The following is a 17,877-nucleotide window of genomic DNA, read 5'->3' on the forward strand; positions in this document are numbered from 1 at the left end:
ATGGAGGTAGTATAACAATGAAGAATCAAAACTATTTTGATAAAACAAAAGAATATGATAATGAGATCATAGATCTGATTACAAAATTAAGAATAGCATGTAATCGTAACAAAATTCCAATGTTTGCTTCAATATGCATAAAAAATGATGAAAATGGAAGTTTCTATAAAAATGAAATGGTCGGGACAGCATCTGCAGGCATTAAATTGACTGAAGATAAAATCATAAAATATGTGAATGTATTAAATGGATTTGATACTGTTCCAAAGAGAGATGATTCTTTTGATAATTATGAAGAGGTACAACTTTGATAGATGATATAGATGAACTAATTACTGTATAAATCATCATACAAAGACTCGAAATTTTAAAGTAAAATAGTATAGCATTATAAAAAACTCCATTAAGAACTATAATGGAGTTTTTTATTTTCTGTTTTATTCTAAATTGATTTATGAAGGATTAAATCATATATATTAATCAAAATTTCCGGATGTTCTTTAAGATAGATTTTTGCATTTTCTCTTCCTTGTCCTATTTTTTCACCGTTGTATGAGAACCAGGCACCACTTTTATCGATAATTCCTTGTTTTACTCCAATATCTATTGCTTCACCCTCTTTTGATATTCCTTCACCAAAAACAATATCAAATTCAGCTTCTTTAAAGGGAGGAGCAACTTTGTTCTTCACTACTTTGACTTTAACTTTATTTCCCGTTGCTTCACCGCCAAGTTTTAATGTTTCGGTACGTCTTACATCTAAACGAACAGTTGAGTAAAATTTAAGCGCGCGGCCACCAGTAGTTGTCTCTGGATTTCCAAACATTACTCCGACCTTTTCTCTCAGCTGATTGATAAATATGATAGAGCATTTTGATTTAGCAGCGGAGGCTGTTAGTTTGCGAAGGGCTTGGCTCATTAGTCTTGCCTGTAATCCTACAATCGCATCACCCATTTCTCCCTCGATTTCCTTTTTAGGAACAAGGGCAGCTACAGAGTCAACAACTAAAACATCAAGGGCACCGCTTCTAACTAATGTATCAACAATTTCAAGGGCCTGTTCTCCATTATCTGGTTGTGATATATAAAGATCATCTATATTTACACCAATGTTTTTGGCATAAACAGGATCCATTGCGTGTTCAGCATCAATAAATGCAGCAATACCACCTTGTTTCTGTACTTCGGCTAATACCTGCAATGCTAAAGTTGTTTTACCAGAGCTCTCTGGACCGAATATCTCTATAATTCTTCCTTTTGGAATTCCACCTTGTCCAAGTGCGATATCTAATGTAATAGATCCAGTTGGCCATGTTTCAATATCCATGTCAGCGGCTTCTCCAAGCTTCATAATAGAACCTTTTCCAAATTGCTTTTCTATATTTAAAATTGCGTTTTCCAAAGCTTTTTTCTTGTTTCCTGTACTATTTAATTCACTCATTTTTTTGAATTCTCCTTTTTTATATTTACTTATATAGAATGACTGTTTTAGGCATAACTTAACAGAGAAAATAAAAAATTATGTTTGAAAACAGAGCAAAAACATACATTGTTTTTTTGATGATCAAAAAGCGAAGTTGATAAAGTTAAAATAAAAAAAAAGCCCATGAAGGGCTCTTTTATACAAGGAAGGTAAGCTTCTTATTTCCTCCTAAGATATAGGTAACAGTTCTATTCTGACATACCTTTGATGTTACTTTTTCTTTCAACTTTAGTTGAGTCTTTCCAATTTGAATCGTGAGTTCCTCATTAATAAGAGAAATCTTATACCATCCATTAATCAGGTTCCTAAGCTCAAGTGGTCCTTTAATCATCTTTCCTAAAATAATTTCATCTGAAATTTTAAGATTATTTGCTACCATATCTTATTCCTCCATATTTCTAAATGATAATAATATTATGTATCAAAATTAAATGAAATAAAGTAGGTACATTACATGTCTAATTTAATTTTCATTAAAAGAGTCAATAGGTGTTTCTTGTTCATCTATATTTTGGGTGACTGCAATGATTTTATAAACTTCTGGATATTGTCCAGGAATGCTCATAGTAGTTATATCAGAATGAAATACATTATAAGTAGACCCTATGATAAGATCTGCGGGTAGAATTGTTGTTTCGCTTATAACGGATATGAAATCAACTCCATCATCGCCAGTAAAATATGCTCTTTTATTTCCGTAGTTATCAATCTCATCAGAAACTTTTGTTAAAACTCCAGTTGTAATAATAGAAATATTTTCATGCGGTACATTTGTTTCGTCAACATGCATTGTAGCCGGCTGCGTATCTACGACCATAGTAGTATTTATTTTGTCATTATCATTATTACACCCAAACAGAAAGATAGAAAAAAACAGAAACAACCCAAGTTTTAATTTATTATTTTTTTTCATTATTTAAGCTCCTATTATTTTTTCCTAATTATTATGTAAGGATAAAAGCTTATGCGTAAAATTATGAGTAATTTCTTTTTTTTAATATCAAAGTGGCTTCTGGTAAATGCCTTGTCCTTTTTATAAGACATAAAGATAAACCAGATAAGTCTTACTTGACAGTCGAAATCCGAAAGATAGTTGTGTCAAACACAGGAAGTTTACTTCCTCAGATTTTTCCTTTTTTTATTTGGTCTGCTTAAAGGCTTTATATTTGAATAAATGCAATAAAAAAGGCAGAAATTTTTCTGCCGTTAATACTAAAGTAGCGAGAGAGGGATTTGAACCCTCACCTCCGGGTTATGGGCCCGGCGAACATCCTGGTTGCTCTTTCTCGCAAACGCTGCATACAGGATTCGAACCTGTACGCCATTTCTGACGACGCCTTAGCAGGGCGCTGAGATGCCATTCCTCTACAATGCAGCATGAATTATATATTACTCACTGTTCCAAAAAGGAAAAGAGCAGATAACGGGAGTCGAACCCGCATAGCTAGCTTGGAAGGCTAGAGTCTTAGCCATTAGACCACATCTGCATATTAATACGAGTGAAAGGAATCGAACCTTTGGCGTTAACGGATATAAGCCGTATCCCTTCACCACTTGGGTACACTCGCTTAAATAAAAAACAATATTTCGATAAATATATGGTGCTCTGTTAACTTAATTAACGCCCAACAATTTTCTAAAATATTCAAAAGCTCCAGGAGAGACTCGAACTCTCAGCCTTCTGATTACAAGTCAACTGCGCTACCAATTGCGCCACTAGAGCAATATTGCATAAAGTTGATCATCAACTAGCTCTCCCAGTAGGAATCGAACCTACGACACACTGGTTAACAGCCAGTCGCTCTACCTGCTGAGCTATAGGAGAATAAAAACATATAGCTGCCATCTTATGATATTCTAGACTATCATTAATGCTTGCCGAATTTTCCATTTGTCTCTACTTTCACATTTTGCAAGGATGTGTTACCTGTTGGCCCTATTCGTATAAGTTTCACCAAACACTCATACTATCCAACTATGTTCTCGCCTCCATTTTATTAATAATAAAGATAAAATGTTGCATTTTTGATGTGAGGAGCTATATGCTAATTGCGGAGCCCTGGATTCGAACCAGGATTCTTTGGGTTATGAGCCCAATGACTTACCGTTAGTCCAGCTCGCCAAATCAATCAAAATTTTTCTGTTTAAATGCGCCTGGTTGGATTCGAACCAACAATGTTTACCACATGGGTCACGGTTTTACAGACCGCTTGCTTCAGCCCTTTGCATACATACGCTTAATCGTTATAATAATAGTTAAATTCTATGTTATTTTTTCTTTGATTTTTTATTCCAGTAGACAACTGGGTACATCACAGCTTTAGATTTTGAACGGACAGGGTGGGATTTGAACCCACGAGCCTGTTACAGCTAACGGTTTTCAAGACCATCTCGTTATGACCACTTCGATACCTGTCCATATTTTGTTTTATATATCTATTATAATAGGATAAAACAAAAAGTTAACCAAATTTCTAAAAGAGTTTTTTAAAAAACAAAACAAAAAGGGATTACCGAAGCAATCCCTTGATAAAATCATAAATTTCATCTTAGTAACTTCGATTTCTGTGCAATACAAAATACCCATTCGAACTTTTTGTTCCAACAGAAGATATATAATTATAATTTGTTAATTGGATATTTGTATTTACTCCCATTTCTGTTCCCTCACTTTGTTTTCTAAATATAGTATGATAGAAGCTTAGAAAAAAGAGAAAGTTTTTACTAATAATTAAAATTATTTTTCGTCACATTACCTTGCTGCTTCCTGATGCTTTTAATTTGTTACAACTCCTGGCCTTTGTTTAATATGAATGAATAGAATTTATAAATGAATATAGATTTCCAGCTGCAGTAGAAACGAGAATCCACTACTTCTATAAGTGGTGGCAGTTCAACAGGAACTAATTTTAAGTAGGTTGTTACTCAAATTTATCATTCAATAGAAAGAGGCTAATGCCTCTTTTTGTTATTAGTATTTTCTATCATAATAGATATGATAGACCTGAATATTGGGAGCTGAATTTAATAAAGAATTCTATCAGGGAAGAAGCGATGAACAAGTGTTATATATACTAAATATTTAAAAGGAGAAAGTAAAATGAAAGTGTTGAAAGAGATCATGACAATTAGTGAAGGTTGGTTAAATAAATATCTGTTCCATTATATAGTTGATGGAAAAGATTACAACTATGAAGTTGTTTCCAGAAATAAAATCAAAGACAAAGACAATTTGCCAATATCAACAAATGCGGTAACGATTATTCCTTTTACAAAAGATGGTAAACTTATTATTACGAAAGAATTCCGTTATGCAGTAAATGACTATGTATGGGAATTCCCGGCTGGTTTAATTGATGAAGGCGAGACACCTATCGATTCTGCTATAAGAGAAATGAAGGAAGAAACTGGTTTGGATGTAATTCGTATATATCAAGAACTGCCAGGTGCGTATTCCAGTGTTGGGATGACTGATGAAAAAGTAGCCGTTGTTATTTGTAAAGTCGATGGTGTTGTCAAAGGATCAACGGGTAAAGAAGAAATATATGTTTACAAGAAGAGTATTAAGGAAGTAAGTGAAATGATTATTAACAATAAACTGAAGGTTAGTGGGCGAATGCAGTTATTTCTTGCCGGGTTGAATTTGGGTAATATTAAAATTGATTAAAAACAAAGGAGATTATATGGGAAATAATATCATTGTATTATCGAAAAGAGATACTTGTCCGGAAGGGTATATACTTATTGATACAACATCAAAAAATCCAAATACTGAATTAAAGAGAGGGTTATCTCCTTTCTATTTAGGACCAGTTAAATGTTATGATGACCTTGAATCTCAAAATATGGAAAATGCCTGGCAATATTCGAAGGTATATAGTGACCAAGTGGACGAATTTGAAAATCCAAATGACAAATACTTTAATTGGAGAAATACCGGATTTAATATGACATTTGCCAACAGATATCCGAAGGGAAAAGGGAAAGTACCTTTATATTCCTACTGGAAAGTGGGAACGAAGTACAAAAAATTAGGCTATATTGAGGCGAGAAAACAAATATATATTCCGTTATATGCTAGTGCAGTTTATATGACTCCTGGCTATCAAAAGTTATCCGAGTTAATTAAGACTGAAAAGAAAATAGCTTTAATCGATTTCGATGGTTATAATAATGAAAACTTTAACATGTCTATTAAAGATGTTATAAACTGTGGATTAAGAAAAATGGGCCATGCCTTTGTCTTGAAAATGTTATTAGAAGGAGATTTACTTGTGAAAGATGGACATATAATTGATACTAAAAACATTTTGCGTTAAGGAGAAAAATATGATTTACGTTATGAGTGATTTGCACGGCTGCCTGAGTGAGTTTAAAAAAATGCTTAATAAAATTTCATTCTCAGATAATGATATTCTATATATAATTGGTGATGTTATTGATCGAGGACCAGAACCGATTAAACTTCTTCAGTTTATAATGAATTCGAAAAATATTCATTTGATTATGGGAAATCATGAAGAGATGATGTTGAATTGTCTACTTTCTCCTTCCTTAAGCTCGGAAGAGCGCAATGATATGAAATATAGCCGTGATTTACAAATGAATCGTACTTTATGGATTTTATATAATGGTGGTGAGAATACTGCGAAGGATTATAATAAATTATCATACAGAGAACAAAAAGATATTTACGATTATCTTCGCTTACTAAAAAAAGTAGAGAATATTCAACTCAAAGAAAAAAAATACATTTTAGTACATGGTAGTCCAGGAAAATGCTTGGAAGAAAAGTTAAAAAGAAAGGTGCTTTCTTCTGATATTTTATGGAATAGAATAGAAGGTGAGGATTTTTATGACGATTTAGTATCAGGATATGAGGTTATAGCTGGGCACACACCAACTATTGAATATGGAAAGGAATATGCAGGTAAAATCATCGAGATTAATCACAAATACTTGATTGACTGCGGTTGCGTTTTTGGCGAATCATTAGGTTGTATCTGTTTAGATAATAGAGCACAATATTATGTCAGGAGCGAACAACCATCAGAAATATAACAAGATCCTTATTAAAGAAAAATATAAGATAACATAAAGAGAGGATACTCTCTTTTTTGTTGTGATACATATAGAATCTACCAGTAAAAGCAAACCCTCCTTTCATATTTTTATTGTAAGACAATTGAAAGGAGCTAAGACTTTTATGAAACTTAAAAAGAAATTATTTTTTTTAGCACTAATAGTGACTTTAACTCTGCCTATATCTATTTATGCAGCAACTAAAATAAAGTCAGTCAATATAAGCATTGATGTAGAAGATGATACATATGAAAGAAATCCAGATCTTGTTATAACAACAAAAAGTGATAAATATTCCGTTGATGATTATGAAGTAACAAATGATTTAATAGAATTATCACAAGGAGAGGCTGAGGATGACGGCCCAGGTGCAGAGCTAGAAGACAGATCAAAATTAATATCTAAAATATTCACATGTGAAATTACACTTTCTGCTGCAAATGGTTATGATTTTTATTCAATGCAGAAATCAGATATTAAAATAAGTGGTTTTAATGCAAATTGTATAAAGGCAACAAGAAAAGACTCTGGTAATACACTTGTTCTCACGGTAGAACTACCTGGCATAAAATCAAGGGTTGGAAAGGTGGAAAGCGCAACTTGGAATGAAATGGGAAAAGCCGTATGGACACAGGCTCAAAATGCAACTTCATATACATTGAAACTTTATAATGATGGAAAGTCGAGAGGAAGCTTTAATACCGGAGGATTAACATTTGACTTTTCTCCGGTAATGTTAAAAGAGGGTACTTACCATTATACGGTAAAACCTGAGGGAGAATCAGATAATAAGACTGAAAAGACAGAATCAAGAACAATTACAATAACAAAAGAACAAGCAGAACAAAATAGAGAACAATATGCAATTCAATATGAAAAAGATGACCTTGCAGATGGTCCAAATATAAAGGGTACACCTTTAAATCTTGGCTGGCAATTTGATGGAGACCATTATTTCTACAGAGAAAATAATGGAATGTATATACAGACAAACTGGCTGCAACAAGGAAATGATTGGTATTTCTTTGACAAAGATGGCTATATGGTAACGGGTACTTGGATTAAGTGGAAAAATGAAAACTATTATTTTGACGATGACGGGAAATTGATTCAAAACAAAATAGCACAGGATGAATCTCGCTTAAACGACAATGAAATTTTTGTTAATTAATATTGGTAGCCTGAAATGGCTGCTTTTTTGATATAAAAAATATTGCATACTTAAATTATCAAGAAGAAATGAAGGAGAATAAATGATGAAAGATTTTATGGAGAGAGCAAAGAAGAGATTAACTAAAGAAAATTTAAATACAGAAGACTGGCTTCCAGATATTCTGGGCCTGGAAACTGCTCTAACAATCTTTCTAGAAGAGAGAGGGTACAGTTATGAGAAAGCAAATGAACGGAATGTATCTCTGTACAGAGATAGCACCGATAACAGATTATCTCAAGCTGAGAAAATGCTTAAAACAATAACCGCGAACAAAGAAACGGCTTTAATTCATAGCGTTAAAAGATTGAAAGAGTATATGGATGATTTTTTTGAATATTACAAAATTGGGAATCTTAAAGAATTTTATCTAAAAAAATCAGGTTTATATGTAGAAATATGTCTTAGTATCAACAAAACGTCTATCTTTAATGAGGATAAAGAATCTCAAAGACAAAAGTTTGAAAGGCAAATTAATCGATTAAAATATATGGGACTTGATTTATTAAGGAAAAGAGAGTTTGGGAATTCTTATTATTTAAGTGATACAGAAAACAACAAAAAATTATTGTTAAATCTATTAAAAGCGGTTGGCGCAAAATGCATTGAATTTAAGTCTTTTAAAGATCATATTGAGGAAATTTCTGCTATCATTCATCCTGCTGGTTTATTGGAATACGATATTCCAGATAATATCGTTGCAATAGATGAAGATACACAGAAAAAAGATAAGTTAATTTTTCTCCAGACATCTATTAACCAGATTTTTAGTGCTCTTACAACAATTTCTGATATGCCGGAAATGATACATACCTGTGGCTATCTGATAGAACATTATTTCGCAGATATCTGCCGGACATTAAACGTTGAGACAAAGATGAGAGAAAAGGTTGAAAGTTATAATAAGGCAGAAAGGGAGAAGAATAACAGAATAAGAAAAATTGAAAATGAAATAGGAAAGCAATTAAGCGGAGATGAGATATTAAATCTTGCAAACAATTACTTCAATAAAATAGGTTTTATGACACTTAAAGAACTCGGTTTCAATTTATCGGCTGATTCATTTATTAGTCCATATGGAACAAAACTTATCTTTGATGCTCACTCAATGGATCATATGATGTATTCATTTGATATATACCAAATGTTAGGACTAATTGAAGATGAAAAAACAGAAGAAGAAATAAAGAAGACAATAAAAAAAATTGAAGCTAAATTTGACTTAATTGAACCGTTTCATGAAGAACGCTATATAGCTTATACAGAAAATAATATGCAGATATTGATTAATTGGGTACAATGCACATTTCGTGAACAGTTTGATTCTTTTGAAATAGCAAATAAAAAGAATCAACTATATGTTAAGTCATTCACAATATTAAAAGACCAAATTGACTAATATAATAAAGGATAATGGAATTTAAAGGGTCAGTATATCTGGCCTTTTTTGTTTCTTTAATGAAAAAGACATAATAATTTCAAACCAACAAAGACAAGGAGAAAATCAATGGCAAAGTTATATTTCAGATATGGTGCCATGGGATCATCAAAGACGGCCCAGGCCCTAATGTTAAAATACAACTGTGAAGAGCAAGGGAAAAAAGTTTACCTAATTAAGCCTGACATAGAAAATAGAGATGGAAAAACAAAAATAAAGTCAAGGGTAGGATTAGAAGCAGAATGTGTCTTGTTCTCAACTTTTAAAGAGCAAATTTCGCAAAGATCAGATGTTGATGTGATTGTTATTGATGAGGCTCAGTTTTTAACTGCTGAAGACATCAATTTACTAGCCAGACTAGTCGATAAAAGAAACATTGACGTCTTTTGCTATGGATTAAAAATAGATTTTACAGGCACTATGTTTGACGCATCTAAAAGACTATTTGAGCTTGCTGATAAAATAGAAGAAATTAAAACGATGTGTTGGTGTGGACAGAAAGCCACAATGAATGCAAGAATTGATGAACACGGGAAAATTGTTAGAAACGGAGCTCAGGTATTAATGGGCTCCAACAACAGTTACGTGGCACTATGTCGAAAACATTTTATGTCCGGAGAGGTAAAATATGTTGAAAAAACCCAATTGTAAAAAAATGAATCAACAATTACAAAGCAATTAGCGGAAATAGAACTGTTAAAATCCTTTTAAGGAGTAAATAAATGAAGATTGTCTGATTGAAATTATCAAGCGGTTATAAAAGTGATAACGATTAAATATATGGAAAGATTGATAAAATAAAAAAGCGGAATTCTATCCGCTTTTTTATTCGTGGTCATAAATCCAGCGTCCATTACAGATTTGTCTTGCTTCTTCTCCAGTTTTGTGATAACAACAGCAATAGTCCTTTAATACTACCACATCGTCTCTCTTTTCTTTTTTTATTTCGCATTCATTTTCTTCTGGTATTTCCCTATTGTTTTTCTTAATTTCTTTCATCCGTTTGTTGATGTAATAATAGCATTTTCGGCATATTGCAGGTTCATTGCTTACCTTTCGCAATGCAGCAATACTGTTTTTCGGTGCTTTTAAATCTATTTTAACTTTATCCATAATTATTTATTCTCCTTCTGTTGTGTTGTATAGATTAATTATGTTATAATTTACTCGTTTTAATTAAAGAAGAATACACATAATATTAGGAATAGGATAAAAAGGAGTGACGAATATGTTAGTTATAGATTTGTTTAAAAACTGTGACTTGGAAAACGTGATTAAGGAATTTATTCGATTAGGATATTTTGATGTAGTCAGGGAATTAGATTCGTATAAGAAACATCTGTCACTTGAGGAGCCAAATAAATTATTTGTAACCAATGAGAAATTACTTTTATTTGTTTTTGAGAAACTTGAAATAAAAGTTAGAGATGTAATTTCTGAAATCAGCCAAATGACAGTAAAAGAAACAGATACCATTTGCGGAGTCATAGAATATAAGGATACAGATTTAAATGAAGATATTATAACCTCTTTTGATGTGTTTTGCTTCGAAAAAGATGATCTTAAAAAGTATATACCAGGAATACTGAAGAAAATTCAAAAAACTGACGATTTAAAAAAACAGGATCATAGTCCTATTACCACATATAATTTTATGTTTGAAGATTGGGAAACAATATTGGGATATAAATTATCTAATATCTCCTTAAAAAAGTATGATAAGGATGTAATAGCTGCTGCAATCCTACATGAAATCACATGGTTTGGATACGATTATGAATCAGCAAAAGAAAATCGAGAAAAAGAACAGAACATATTGGAATCAAGGCTTGAATTTGATATTGAAGAATGTGTTAGTCTTGAGGACGCTCTAAAAGAAATGAAAGCTAAGATAGAATGCAATCTTAATGAGACTGAAGAAGAAAGAAAAGAAAGAAAAAGACAAGAATACTTATTAAAAGAGAAAGCAAAAATAAATCAGGAAATTGTTACGGTAGAAAATTATAATACTATGATTGATTATTGGAATATCTGTTATTTTGAATGGGAGGTAAAAGAGGTATAATGCCTCTTTTTTATTTTATTAAAAATAATTTTTTATTTATTAGTTATTTAAAAAAAATCACTACATAATATATATGTATTTCAGAATAACCGAGAAACAACAATCACATCAGTTATTTGCTGCAGAATCATTTTGGTTCGAAGTTTGGCGTTGGGATTGTATTAAATATCATTCGTAAAAAGAGAGGAAATAACATCATGATTAAGCGTTGTATAGAATGTAACACTGAGAGAAATTATCCAAAGAACTATGACCATTGCCCGATGTGTGGAGGTAAGCTCGAAAAGCTAAGCCTTAAAGATTATATCATGGCAATGTATAACAGAGGTACTCCAGTACGTGAAATTGCCAGCAAAATACATATGAACAATTTGTCTGTTTGTGACGTGGTAAGTAAGGAATTGGCAAAGACAAACGAGATTCCAAATTATGTCCAAGAAGTATACGTGGAACAGATTAAGCCACTTGTATCAGGTAAGGAATGGGATGGAAAGTTAAAACCAGTGAAAGAACAGCTTCCTACAGAATGCACTTACGAAACTATTGCTTATGTAGCTGACATGGCAAGACGCGCTAGAAAGGTATCCCATGAAGAAATGGTAGTTCATATTAATAAAGCAATCTGTGAAGGCCGATCTCCAGAAGAGATTATGGAGATGACTGGTGCAAATACTTATGTAGTAGAACGTGAAATCGTAAAAATGATACGTGAAAATGGAGTAGATGCTACTCCATATGTACAGGCAGAATATGTTAATGACATTGTAACAAAAGCATCTGCCAGTGATTGGGATGGAAAACTCAGAACGTTGAAAGAGGGTATGCCCGAAGATTGTAGCTATTTAACAATCAAAGCCATACTTGCAGCGAACGCTCTTTAAATAAATATATAAAACAGGGTATTTGCCCTGTTTTTTGTTTTAATATTTTAAATATCATATTATATATGAATTATTAATGTCAAAAAGGAGGAATATATGGAAATTATAAAAATTGTGTTAACGGGTGGGCCATGTGCAGGTAAAACAACTGGTATGAGTTGGATTGTCAATAATTTCACTAAAAGAGGGTATAAAGTATTTATTACTTCAGAAGTGGCTACAGAGTTAATTAATGGAGGAGCTTATCCATGGGAAGCTGAAAATTCTGTCGAGTTCCAGGTTGCACTATATAGATTATTAAAGGAAAAAGAGGCTACATACGAAAAAATTGCTAAAAACACAAAGTCGGACAAAGTCCTTATTGTTTGTGATCGAGGAGCTTTAGATTCAGAAGCTTATTTGACGCCAGAACAAATTAATGAATTTCATGAACGCATTGACATGACAGCTACTCAGATGATGGAAGATTATGACGCGGTGTTTCATCTGGTTACTGCAGCAAAAGGAGCTTTGGAATTCTATACTACAGAGAATAATGAAGCTAGAAAAGAATCACCAGAATTAGCCTCAGAATTAGATGATAAGACAATTGCTGCTTGGACTGGGCACCCACATTTACGTATAATTGATAATGCTACTGACTTTGATCAGAAAATGCAAAAGTTAGTTAAGGAGATCTCATCTTATCTGGGAGAACCAGAACCATTTGAAATTGAAAAAAAATTTCTTATAACATATCCGGATATTGCTTTTCTAGAATCTTTGCCAAATTGTCAGAGGGTAGAAATTCTTCAGACATATTTATTAAATGACAATAATGATGAGGAAATCAGAATTCGTCAAAGAGGAGATGGGAAAACATATATATTTACAAAAACTTTAAAGCGAAAAATATCAGAAATAAAGAGAGTTGAATTGGAAAAAAGACTTAATCAACAGGAATATTGTCAAGAGTTAATGAATGCGGATACTTCATTACACCAAATCAGAAAAGTGAGATACTGTTTATCATATGCTGATAATTATTTTGAAATTGATATTTATCCTTTTTGGAATAATTATGCAATCATGGAAATTGAGCTTGCAGATGAAAAAAATAAATATATGATTCCAGAATTCATTCATGTAATTAAAGATGTCACAGAAGATCCAATGTTTAAAAACATTGAATTAGCTAAAAGGCCAATGAGAAAATTTTATATCGATGGCAAGGTAGACTGCGCAAAAATATGCTTTAAATTTATGGAAAAAAAATGCAAGGAACAAAATGAGAATAGAGATTTTTCAGTAAAGAAGTACGAACAAACAAAAAGATATTGCTGTTTTGAAAATGAAATGTCATTATTACAAAGTGCTCAGGAAGAGGTCAATATAGAAAATGCTATTTTAAGTGATTCTGTTAAAATGAAAATATCAACGGAAAAATATTGGAGAAAGTTAAGACATAATTCAGAAGAGTTTATTTAAAAGGGAGAGTAATCTCCTTTTTTGTAATAGAAATGTAATAAAGTACTTTGAAAAACGCCATTTAATATAATGTTTTATTTCATACTAATATAGGTAATAACAAAATATTCAAAGGAGATATTATATGAATAAAAATATAAAGTTAGTTGCAGCATTGTCGACTACAGCTTTATTTGCACTAGGAACTTCATTTAGTTCTTTTGCAGCAACTGGTTGGCAAAATGATGGTACTAATTGGAAATATTACGATAAAGATGGTAGTGTGGTTTCTGATCAATGGAAGAAGTCGGGAGATCAGTGGTATTACCTTAACAGTGATGGTAAGATGGCAGTAGATGAATTGGTCGAAGACGGAAATACTTATTATTACGTAGATATTAATGGTAAAATGGTTCAAAATGAATGGCATTATTTGGAAGACGAAGACGGCGAATTTGATTGGTATTATTTTCAAAGTAATGGTAAAGCAAAAGATGATGGCTTTTTAACACTTACAAAGAACAAATACCATTTTACCGACTCAAAAATGAATGAGGGTTGGCTTGAAGATGATGGTAACACCTATTATTTAAGCACTGCTGCTGATGAAACATTAGGAGCGGTTAAAACTGGTTGGGTTTACATTGATGATTTTGATGACGATGATGATGTTTCAGCAGACGAAGAAGGCTGGTATTATTTCGGTACAAACGGCAAGATGATTATAAACCAGGAGAAAAAAATAAATAATGTTTATTATGTATTCGATGAAAACGGACTAATGCTTGACAACTGGGTTGAATTTACTGAATCTAAGGCTACAAATTCTAATGCTACAAAATCTAATGCTTCTAATGATAACATTTATAAATATTATGCTACTACAAATGGTAATCGTTTAGATGGCTGGTGCTATCTTGATGATATGGGTGAAGATGAGGGACGAGAAACAGAAGAAGGCTGGTACTATTTCAAAAAAGGAATTCCTTATTCTTCATCTTATAAAACTACTGATATTGCAGATGGTTATGGTGTGGCAAAAATTAATGGTAAGATTTATTGCTTTGATGATTTAGGAAAGATGGTCACAGGAAAAGTTGAAAAAGATGATAATACATGGTTTTATTTTGATGAGTCAGATGGGATGATGAAACATGGTAAAGTTAAAATCACCAATTCAGACGATCTTGATGATGGGACATATTATTTTAATAATTCGGGTTCACTAGGCGTAAAAGGTGAATCAAAAACAGGTGTCATAAAAGGTTATTTATATGATAACGGTGAACTTGTCAAAGCTGAAGATGGGACAAAATATGAGAAAGTAACTGTTGATGGAAAAAATTACATGGTCAGTGAATCTGGTAAAATTAAAACTTCTGGCACTGTAAAAGATGGTGATGACGTAAAATGGACAATTACTAAAGATTCCAGTGGCAATTATTTGATAACTAATTAATGACTATAAAGGGAAGCATGAGAAGCTTCCTTTTTTATTTATCTTATATTATTTTTCTCCATTATTTATATAGTACGTGATAAAAGGAGGTAACTATTTATATCTGACAAAAGAATGATTGTCAATAAACTGCAAACTCTTAATAAAAATAAAATTAAGCGATAAAAGGAGAAAAAAATGAGTGTATTATATAGCAGCAGGGCAAAGGAAGTTGTTGCAGAAGCAGAAAATATGGCAAAGGTTTCAGGCATTTGTTGTGGAGCTCCTCATGTGATGAAGGCCATTATGGAGACAAACGATTTTAAAACTTCTTATAGTGATAAAGAAGGTGCCTATGATGAATTAAAGAAGTTCGTTGATTATTCCATTAAAACATATAAGCCAACAAAACATATTGGCAATAAAGGCTTTGACTGGTATGTGATTGAGGATAAAATCTTAGAAACTATTCATAGCAAAACAAAATTAATAGTTCCATCAACAGAAGTTTTGATTGCTCATTTATTTTTTGGTGTATGTACGGATACTGACTATTTCCATTTAGAAGATTTTCTGGAAGCAAATGGAGTTGATAGAAATGAACTTTTTATAAAAATTGCTAAGTACCAAGAAGTTGATGTAGACGATATAGATACTACAATGCCAGATAAGCTTGATTTTTCTTGTAAATTTGATATTGCAGAGACACGAATTGATGTGGTTAAAAAGAGAAAAGAAGATCCTATGGAGGGTGTCCCTAAAGAAGAGGATACAGATCCACTTGAACACCTTGCTTCAATGATGGGTGGAGGAACCTCTGATAACCCGCAATTTAAAAATTACTGCAGAGATCTTGTTGAAAAATCAAAATCATACACAAAACCATTTGTTGGAAGAGAAGATGTGACAGAAAGAACCTTGCAGGTCTTATGTAAGGCCGAGAAATCAAATCCGGTTCATGTTGGTGAGCCTGGTGTAGGAAAAACGGCTGTTACGCTTGGATTAGCAAAAATGATTGCAGATAATACGGTTCCAGATATATTGAAAGGTTCTAATCTCTATGAACTTGACTTAACAGCGCTCTTAGCAGGCTCTTGTTATAGAGGAGACGTTGAAAAACGATTAAAGCTTGTCTTAGATACTCTGGAGAAAAAAGAAAAACCAATACTCTTTATTGATGAGATTCATATGATTATCGGTGCTGGTGCAGCTGGCTCTGGTTCAATGGATGTTGCTAATATGCTAAAAACACATTTGGTTGAAGGAAAGATAAAGGTAATAGGCGCAACGACATATAATGAATACAAAAAATATATTGAAACAGATCCGGCGTTGGCAAGGAGATTTCAAAGAATTGATGTCGTGGAACCATCTATTGAAGATGCTATTAAGATTCTTGAAGGTTTAAAGGAAAGATACGGTAAATACCATTCTGTAGATTATACAGATGAGGCAATCGGAGCGGCAGTAAAATTGACAGCAAAACACATTCATGACAGATTCTTACCAGATAAAGCAATTGATATGATTGACGAGGCCGGAGCATATGTTAACATTCATCCAGAACACGGCAAAGTAATTACAGAAAGTGATATTTCGGATGTTGTCTGCAAAGTGTGTAAAATTCCCAAAAAAAGTATAGAATCTGATGAACTCGATTTACTTTCCGAACTTGAAACTTCATTAGGAACAAAAGTGTTTGGTCAGGAAAAGGCCGTGAAAATGGTAACGGAGAGTATACAGTTATCAAAATCCGGTCTAGGAGATGAAAACAAACCAGTAGGTGTCTTTTTGTTTGTCGGGCCATCTGGAGTAGGAAAAACTGAATTAGCAAAAACAGTTGCAGAGACAATGAATATGAAACTTTTAAGGTTTGATATGAGCGAGTATTCGGAGTCACACTCTGTATCTAAACTTATTGGCTCTCCGGCGGGATATGTGGGTCATGAGGATGGAGGTATCTTAACTGAATCTTTACTGAAATCTCCTTATTCAGTGTTGTTACTTGACGAAATTGAGAAAGCTCACCCAAATATTTTTAAGACATTTCTTCAGGTATTTGATTATGGAATGCTTACTGATAACAAAGGGCGTAAGGTGGACTTTAAAAATACAATCATAATTATGACATCAAATGCAGGAGTTTCAAATGCAAATAAGTCAGCAATTGGTATTGGAAGAAGCGATTCCACGATCAATAAGGAGGCCATCAAGGAAGCAGTTAATTCTTTATTCACAACTGAATTTAGAAATAGACTAAGTGGGATTGTAACATTTAATTCCTTAAGTCCAGAGATGACATTACAGATTGCGAAGAAAGAATTGGCGGAATTGGCCGATAAGCTTAAAATTCAAAATGTTGATGTATCGTTTACGGAAAGCTGTATTAATCGAGTTGCAGAACTTGGAACATCTCCAGAATATGGAGCCAGAGAACTCAAAAGAGTTGTGGATAAGAATATAAAAAACTTATTTGTGAAAGAAATTATTGAAAAAACTGTACCAAAGCGCTGTAGTGTTGAATATGACGGTGAATTTAAGATTTTACCAATTCCAGAAATTATTGAATCCGTAGAATGTTTGGATAAATCTCATGAAGTTAGTTAAAAAGAGGCATAGTGCCTCTTTTTTTAGTGATTAAAACGTTTGTTCTATTTGTCTTGACGTTGGATATCAATTATGGTACTCTATCAATAGAATTAATCTGAGCTTCTTTGTTGACGTCCGAATTAAAACAGACCAAAAGTCCGTAAAAAAATGGGCAGTAAGAAAAGATCATGAGATTAGATTCTCGTGGTCTTTTTTTGTTGAGCCGCCTCTGACTCTATACCTAA

General features: G+C 32.6%; 16 protein-coding genes and 9 tRNA genes. 12 read left to right on the forward strand and 13 right to left on the reverse strand.

The features are described from left to right. Nucleotides 1–311, forward strand: a 311-nt coding sequence (locus tag CRO04_RS24740; RefSeq protein ID WP_207654521.1) for a hypothetical protein, incomplete at its 5' end; no start/stop codon positions are given. 131 nt (nucleotides 312–442) lie between these two features. Here CRO04_RS24740 and recA read toward each other — a convergent pair. The 12 genes from recA to CRO04_RS24795 all read right to left on the reverse strand — a co-directional run bounded on the left by recA (nucleotide 443) and on the right by CRO04_RS24795 (nucleotide 3,901). After that, a complete protein-coding gene (gene recA / locus CRO04_RS24745; protein WP_097006920.1) occupies nucleotides 443–1,441 on the reverse strand; it encodes a recombinase RecA in 999 nt (332 codons plus the stop codon). Nucleotides 1,442–1,619: 178 nt separating this feature from the next. After that, nucleotides 1,620–1,862, reverse strand: a complete 243-nt coding sequence (locus tag CRO04_RS24750; protein ID WP_097006921.1) for a hypothetical protein — start codon at nucleotides 1,860–1,862, stop codon at nucleotides 1,620–1,622. A gap of 84 nt (nucleotides 1,863–1,946) precedes the next feature. Further along, nucleotides 1,947–2,396 (reverse strand): hypothetical protein, encoded by a 450-nt coding sequence (locus CRO04_RS24755; protein ID WP_097006922.1) that lies wholly within the window; start codon nucleotides 2,394–2,396, stop codon nucleotides 1,947–1,949. A gap of 305 nt (nucleotides 2,397–2,701) precedes the next feature. Further along, nucleotides 2,702–2,773, reverse strand: a tRNA-Met gene (locus CRO04_RS24760). Nucleotides 2,774–2,776: 3 nt separating this feature from the next. After that, a tRNA-Ser gene (locus CRO04_RS24765) sits at nucleotides 2,777–2,860 on the reverse strand. A 38-nt stretch (nucleotides 2,861–2,898) separates the two neighbouring features. Then, nucleotides 2,899–2,970, reverse strand: a tRNA-Gly gene (locus CRO04_RS24770). A 7-nt stretch (nucleotides 2,971–2,977) separates the two neighbouring features. Beyond that, nucleotides 2,978–3,051: transfer RNA gene (locus tag CRO04_RS24775), tRNA-Ile, on the reverse strand. An 82-nt stretch (nucleotides 3,052–3,133) separates the two neighbouring features. Beyond that, nucleotides 3,134–3,206 (reverse strand) — tRNA-Thr (locus CRO04_RS24780). A 29-nt stretch (nucleotides 3,207–3,235) separates the two neighbouring features. After that, nucleotides 3,236–3,308, reverse strand: a tRNA-Asn gene (locus CRO04_RS24785). Nucleotides 3,309–3,533: 225 nt separating this feature from the next. Next, nucleotides 3,534–3,604 (reverse strand) — tRNA-Met (locus tag CRO04_RS24790). A gap of 28 nt (nucleotides 3,605–3,632) precedes the next feature. Then, nucleotides 3,633–3,720, reverse strand: a tRNA-Tyr gene (locus CRO04_RS26475). A 95-nt stretch (nucleotides 3,721–3,815) separates the two neighbouring features. Further along, nucleotides 3,816–3,901, reverse strand: a tRNA-Ser gene (locus CRO04_RS24795). A gap of 682 nt (nucleotides 3,902–4,583) precedes the next feature. Here CRO04_RS24795 and CRO04_RS24800 point away from each other — a divergent pair. The 6 genes from CRO04_RS24800 to CRO04_RS24825 all read left to right on the forward strand — a co-directional run bounded on the left by CRO04_RS24800 (nucleotide 4,584) and on the right by CRO04_RS24825 (nucleotide 9,864). Then, a complete protein-coding gene (locus CRO04_RS24800; RefSeq protein ID WP_097006923.1) occupies nucleotides 4,584–5,150 on the forward strand; it encodes an NUDIX hydrolase in 567 nt (188 codons plus the stop codon). A gap of 16 nt (nucleotides 5,151–5,166) precedes the next feature. Beyond that, nucleotides 5,167–5,802 (forward strand): DUF6939 family protein, encoded by a 636-nt coding sequence (locus tag CRO04_RS24805; protein WP_097006924.1) that lies wholly within the window; start codon nucleotides 5,167–5,169, stop codon nucleotides 5,800–5,802. Between the two features lie 10 nt (nucleotides 5,803–5,812). Continuing rightward, nucleotides 5,813–6,544: a metallophosphoesterase gene (locus CRO04_RS24810; RefSeq protein ID WP_097006925.1), complete on the forward strand. Its 732-nt coding sequence runs from the start codon at nucleotides 5,813–5,815 to the stop codon at nucleotides 6,542–6,544. Nucleotides 6,545–6,689: 145 nt separating this feature from the next. Next, nucleotides 6,690–7,736, forward strand: a complete 1,047-nt coding sequence (locus tag CRO04_RS24815) for a hypothetical protein (RefSeq protein ID WP_097006926.1) — start codon at nucleotides 6,690–6,692, stop codon at nucleotides 7,734–7,736. Between the two features lie 82 nt (nucleotides 7,737–7,818). Further along, nucleotides 7,819–9,174, forward strand: coding sequence for a hypothetical protein (locus CRO04_RS24820; RefSeq protein ID WP_141401043.1), 1,356 nt, complete (start codon nucleotides 7,819–7,821; stop codon nucleotides 9,172–9,174). 108 nt (nucleotides 9,175–9,282) lie between these two features. Then, the gene (locus tag CRO04_RS24825) at nucleotides 9,283–9,864 is read left to right on the forward strand and encodes a thymidine kinase (protein WP_097006928.1); all 582 of its coding nucleotides are present in this window, start codon (nucleotides 9,283–9,285) and stop codon (nucleotides 9,862–9,864) included. Nucleotides 9,865–10,038: 174 nt separating this feature from the next. Here CRO04_RS24825 and CRO04_RS24830 read toward each other — a convergent pair whose 3' ends face one another. Next, entirely contained in the window at nucleotides 10,039–10,326 is a 288-nt protein-coding gene (locus tag CRO04_RS24830) for a hypothetical protein (RefSeq protein WP_097006929.1), read from the reverse strand. A gap of 115 nt (nucleotides 10,327–10,441) precedes the next feature. Between CRO04_RS24830 and CRO04_RS24835 the strand changes: the two genes are divergently transcribed. From CRO04_RS24835 to CRO04_RS24855, 5 genes are all read left to right on the forward strand, one after another. Further along, nucleotides 10,442–11,278 (forward strand): DUF6557 family protein, encoded by an 837-nt coding sequence (locus CRO04_RS24835; RefSeq protein WP_097006930.1) that lies wholly within the window; start codon nucleotides 10,442–10,444, stop codon nucleotides 11,276–11,278. A gap of 197 nt (nucleotides 11,279–11,475) precedes the next feature. Next, nucleotides 11,476–12,159, forward strand: coding sequence for a helix-turn-helix domain-containing protein (locus CRO04_RS24840; protein ID WP_097006931.1), 684 nt, complete (start codon nucleotides 11,476–11,478; stop codon nucleotides 12,157–12,159). Nucleotides 12,160–12,255: 96 nt separating this feature from the next. Beyond that, the gene (locus CRO04_RS24845) at nucleotides 12,256–13,626 is read left to right on the forward strand and encodes an AAA family ATPase (RefSeq protein WP_097006932.1); all 1,371 of its coding nucleotides are present in this window, start codon (nucleotides 12,256–12,258) and stop codon (nucleotides 13,624–13,626) included. A 124-nt stretch (nucleotides 13,627–13,750) separates the two neighbouring features. Next, on the forward strand, nucleotides 13,751–15,064 hold the full coding sequence (locus tag CRO04_RS24850; RefSeq protein WP_097006933.1) for a hypothetical protein: 1,314 nt from the start codon (nucleotides 13,751–13,753) through the stop codon (nucleotides 15,062–15,064). A 177-nt stretch (nucleotides 15,065–15,241) separates the two neighbouring features. Further along, nucleotides 15,242–17,650, forward strand: coding sequence for an AAA family ATPase (locus CRO04_RS24855; protein ID WP_097006934.1), 2,409 nt, complete (start codon nucleotides 15,242–15,244; stop codon nucleotides 17,648–17,650). Nucleotides 17,651–17,877 lie beyond the last annotated feature (227 nt).

The organism is Lacrimispora amygdalina, assembly GCF_900205965.1.
Lineage (GTDB): Bacteria > Bacillota > Clostridia > Lachnospirales > Lachnospiraceae > Lacrimispora > Lacrimispora amygdalina_A.

Coding starts and splice junctions, on each gene's coding strand:
- CRO04_RS24855 (WP_097006934.1), top strand. CDS start 15,242: ATGAGTGTATTATATAGCAGCAGGGCAAAGGAAGTTGTTGCAGAAGCA.
- recA (WP_097006920.1), bottom strand. CDS start 1,441: ATGAGTGAATTAAATAGTACAGGAAACAAGAAAAAAGCTTTGGAAAAC.
- CRO04_RS24845 (WP_097006932.1), top strand. CDS start 12,256: ATGGAAATTATAAAAATTGTGTTAACGGGTGGGCCATGTGCAGGTAAA.
- CRO04_RS24830 (WP_097006929.1), bottom strand. CDS start 10,326: ATGGATAAAGTTAAAATAGATTTAAAAGCACCGAAAAACAGTATTGCT.
- CRO04_RS24820 (WP_141401043.1), top strand. CDS start 7,819: ATGATGAAAGATTTTATGGAGAGAGCAAAGAAGAGATTAACTAAAGAA.
- CRO04_RS24835 (WP_097006930.1), top strand. CDS start 10,442: ATGTTAGTTATAGATTTGTTTAAAAACTGTGACTTGGAAAACGTGATT.
- CRO04_RS24815 (WP_097006926.1), top strand. CDS start 6,690: ATGAAACTTAAAAAGAAATTATTTTTTTTAGCACTAATAGTGACTTTA.
- CRO04_RS24755 (WP_097006922.1), bottom strand. CDS start 2,396: ATGAAAAAAAATAATAAATTAAAACTTGGGTTGTTTCTGTTTTTTTCT.
- CRO04_RS24810 (WP_097006925.1), top strand. CDS start 5,813: ATGATTTACGTTATGAGTGATTTGCACGGCTGCCTGAGTGAGTTTAAA.
- CRO04_RS24825 (WP_097006928.1), top strand. CDS start 9,283: ATGGCAAAGTTATATTTCAGATATGGTGCCATGGGATCATCAAAGACG.
- CRO04_RS24850 (WP_097006933.1), top strand. CDS start 13,751: ATGAATAAAAATATAAAGTTAGTTGCAGCATTGTCGACTACAGCTTTA.
- CRO04_RS24800 (WP_097006923.1), top strand. CDS start 4,584: ATGAAAGTGTTGAAAGAGATCATGACAATTAGTGAAGGTTGGTTAAAT.
- CRO04_RS24805 (WP_097006924.1), top strand. CDS start 5,167: ATGGGAAATAATATCATTGTATTATCGAAAAGAGATACTTGTCCGGAA.
- CRO04_RS24750 (WP_097006921.1), bottom strand. CDS start 1,862: ATGGTAGCAAATAATCTTAAAATTTCAGATGAAATTATTTTAGGAAAG.
- CRO04_RS24840 (WP_097006931.1), top strand. CDS start 11,476: ATGATTAAGCGTTGTATAGAATGTAACACTGAGAGAAATTATCCAAAG.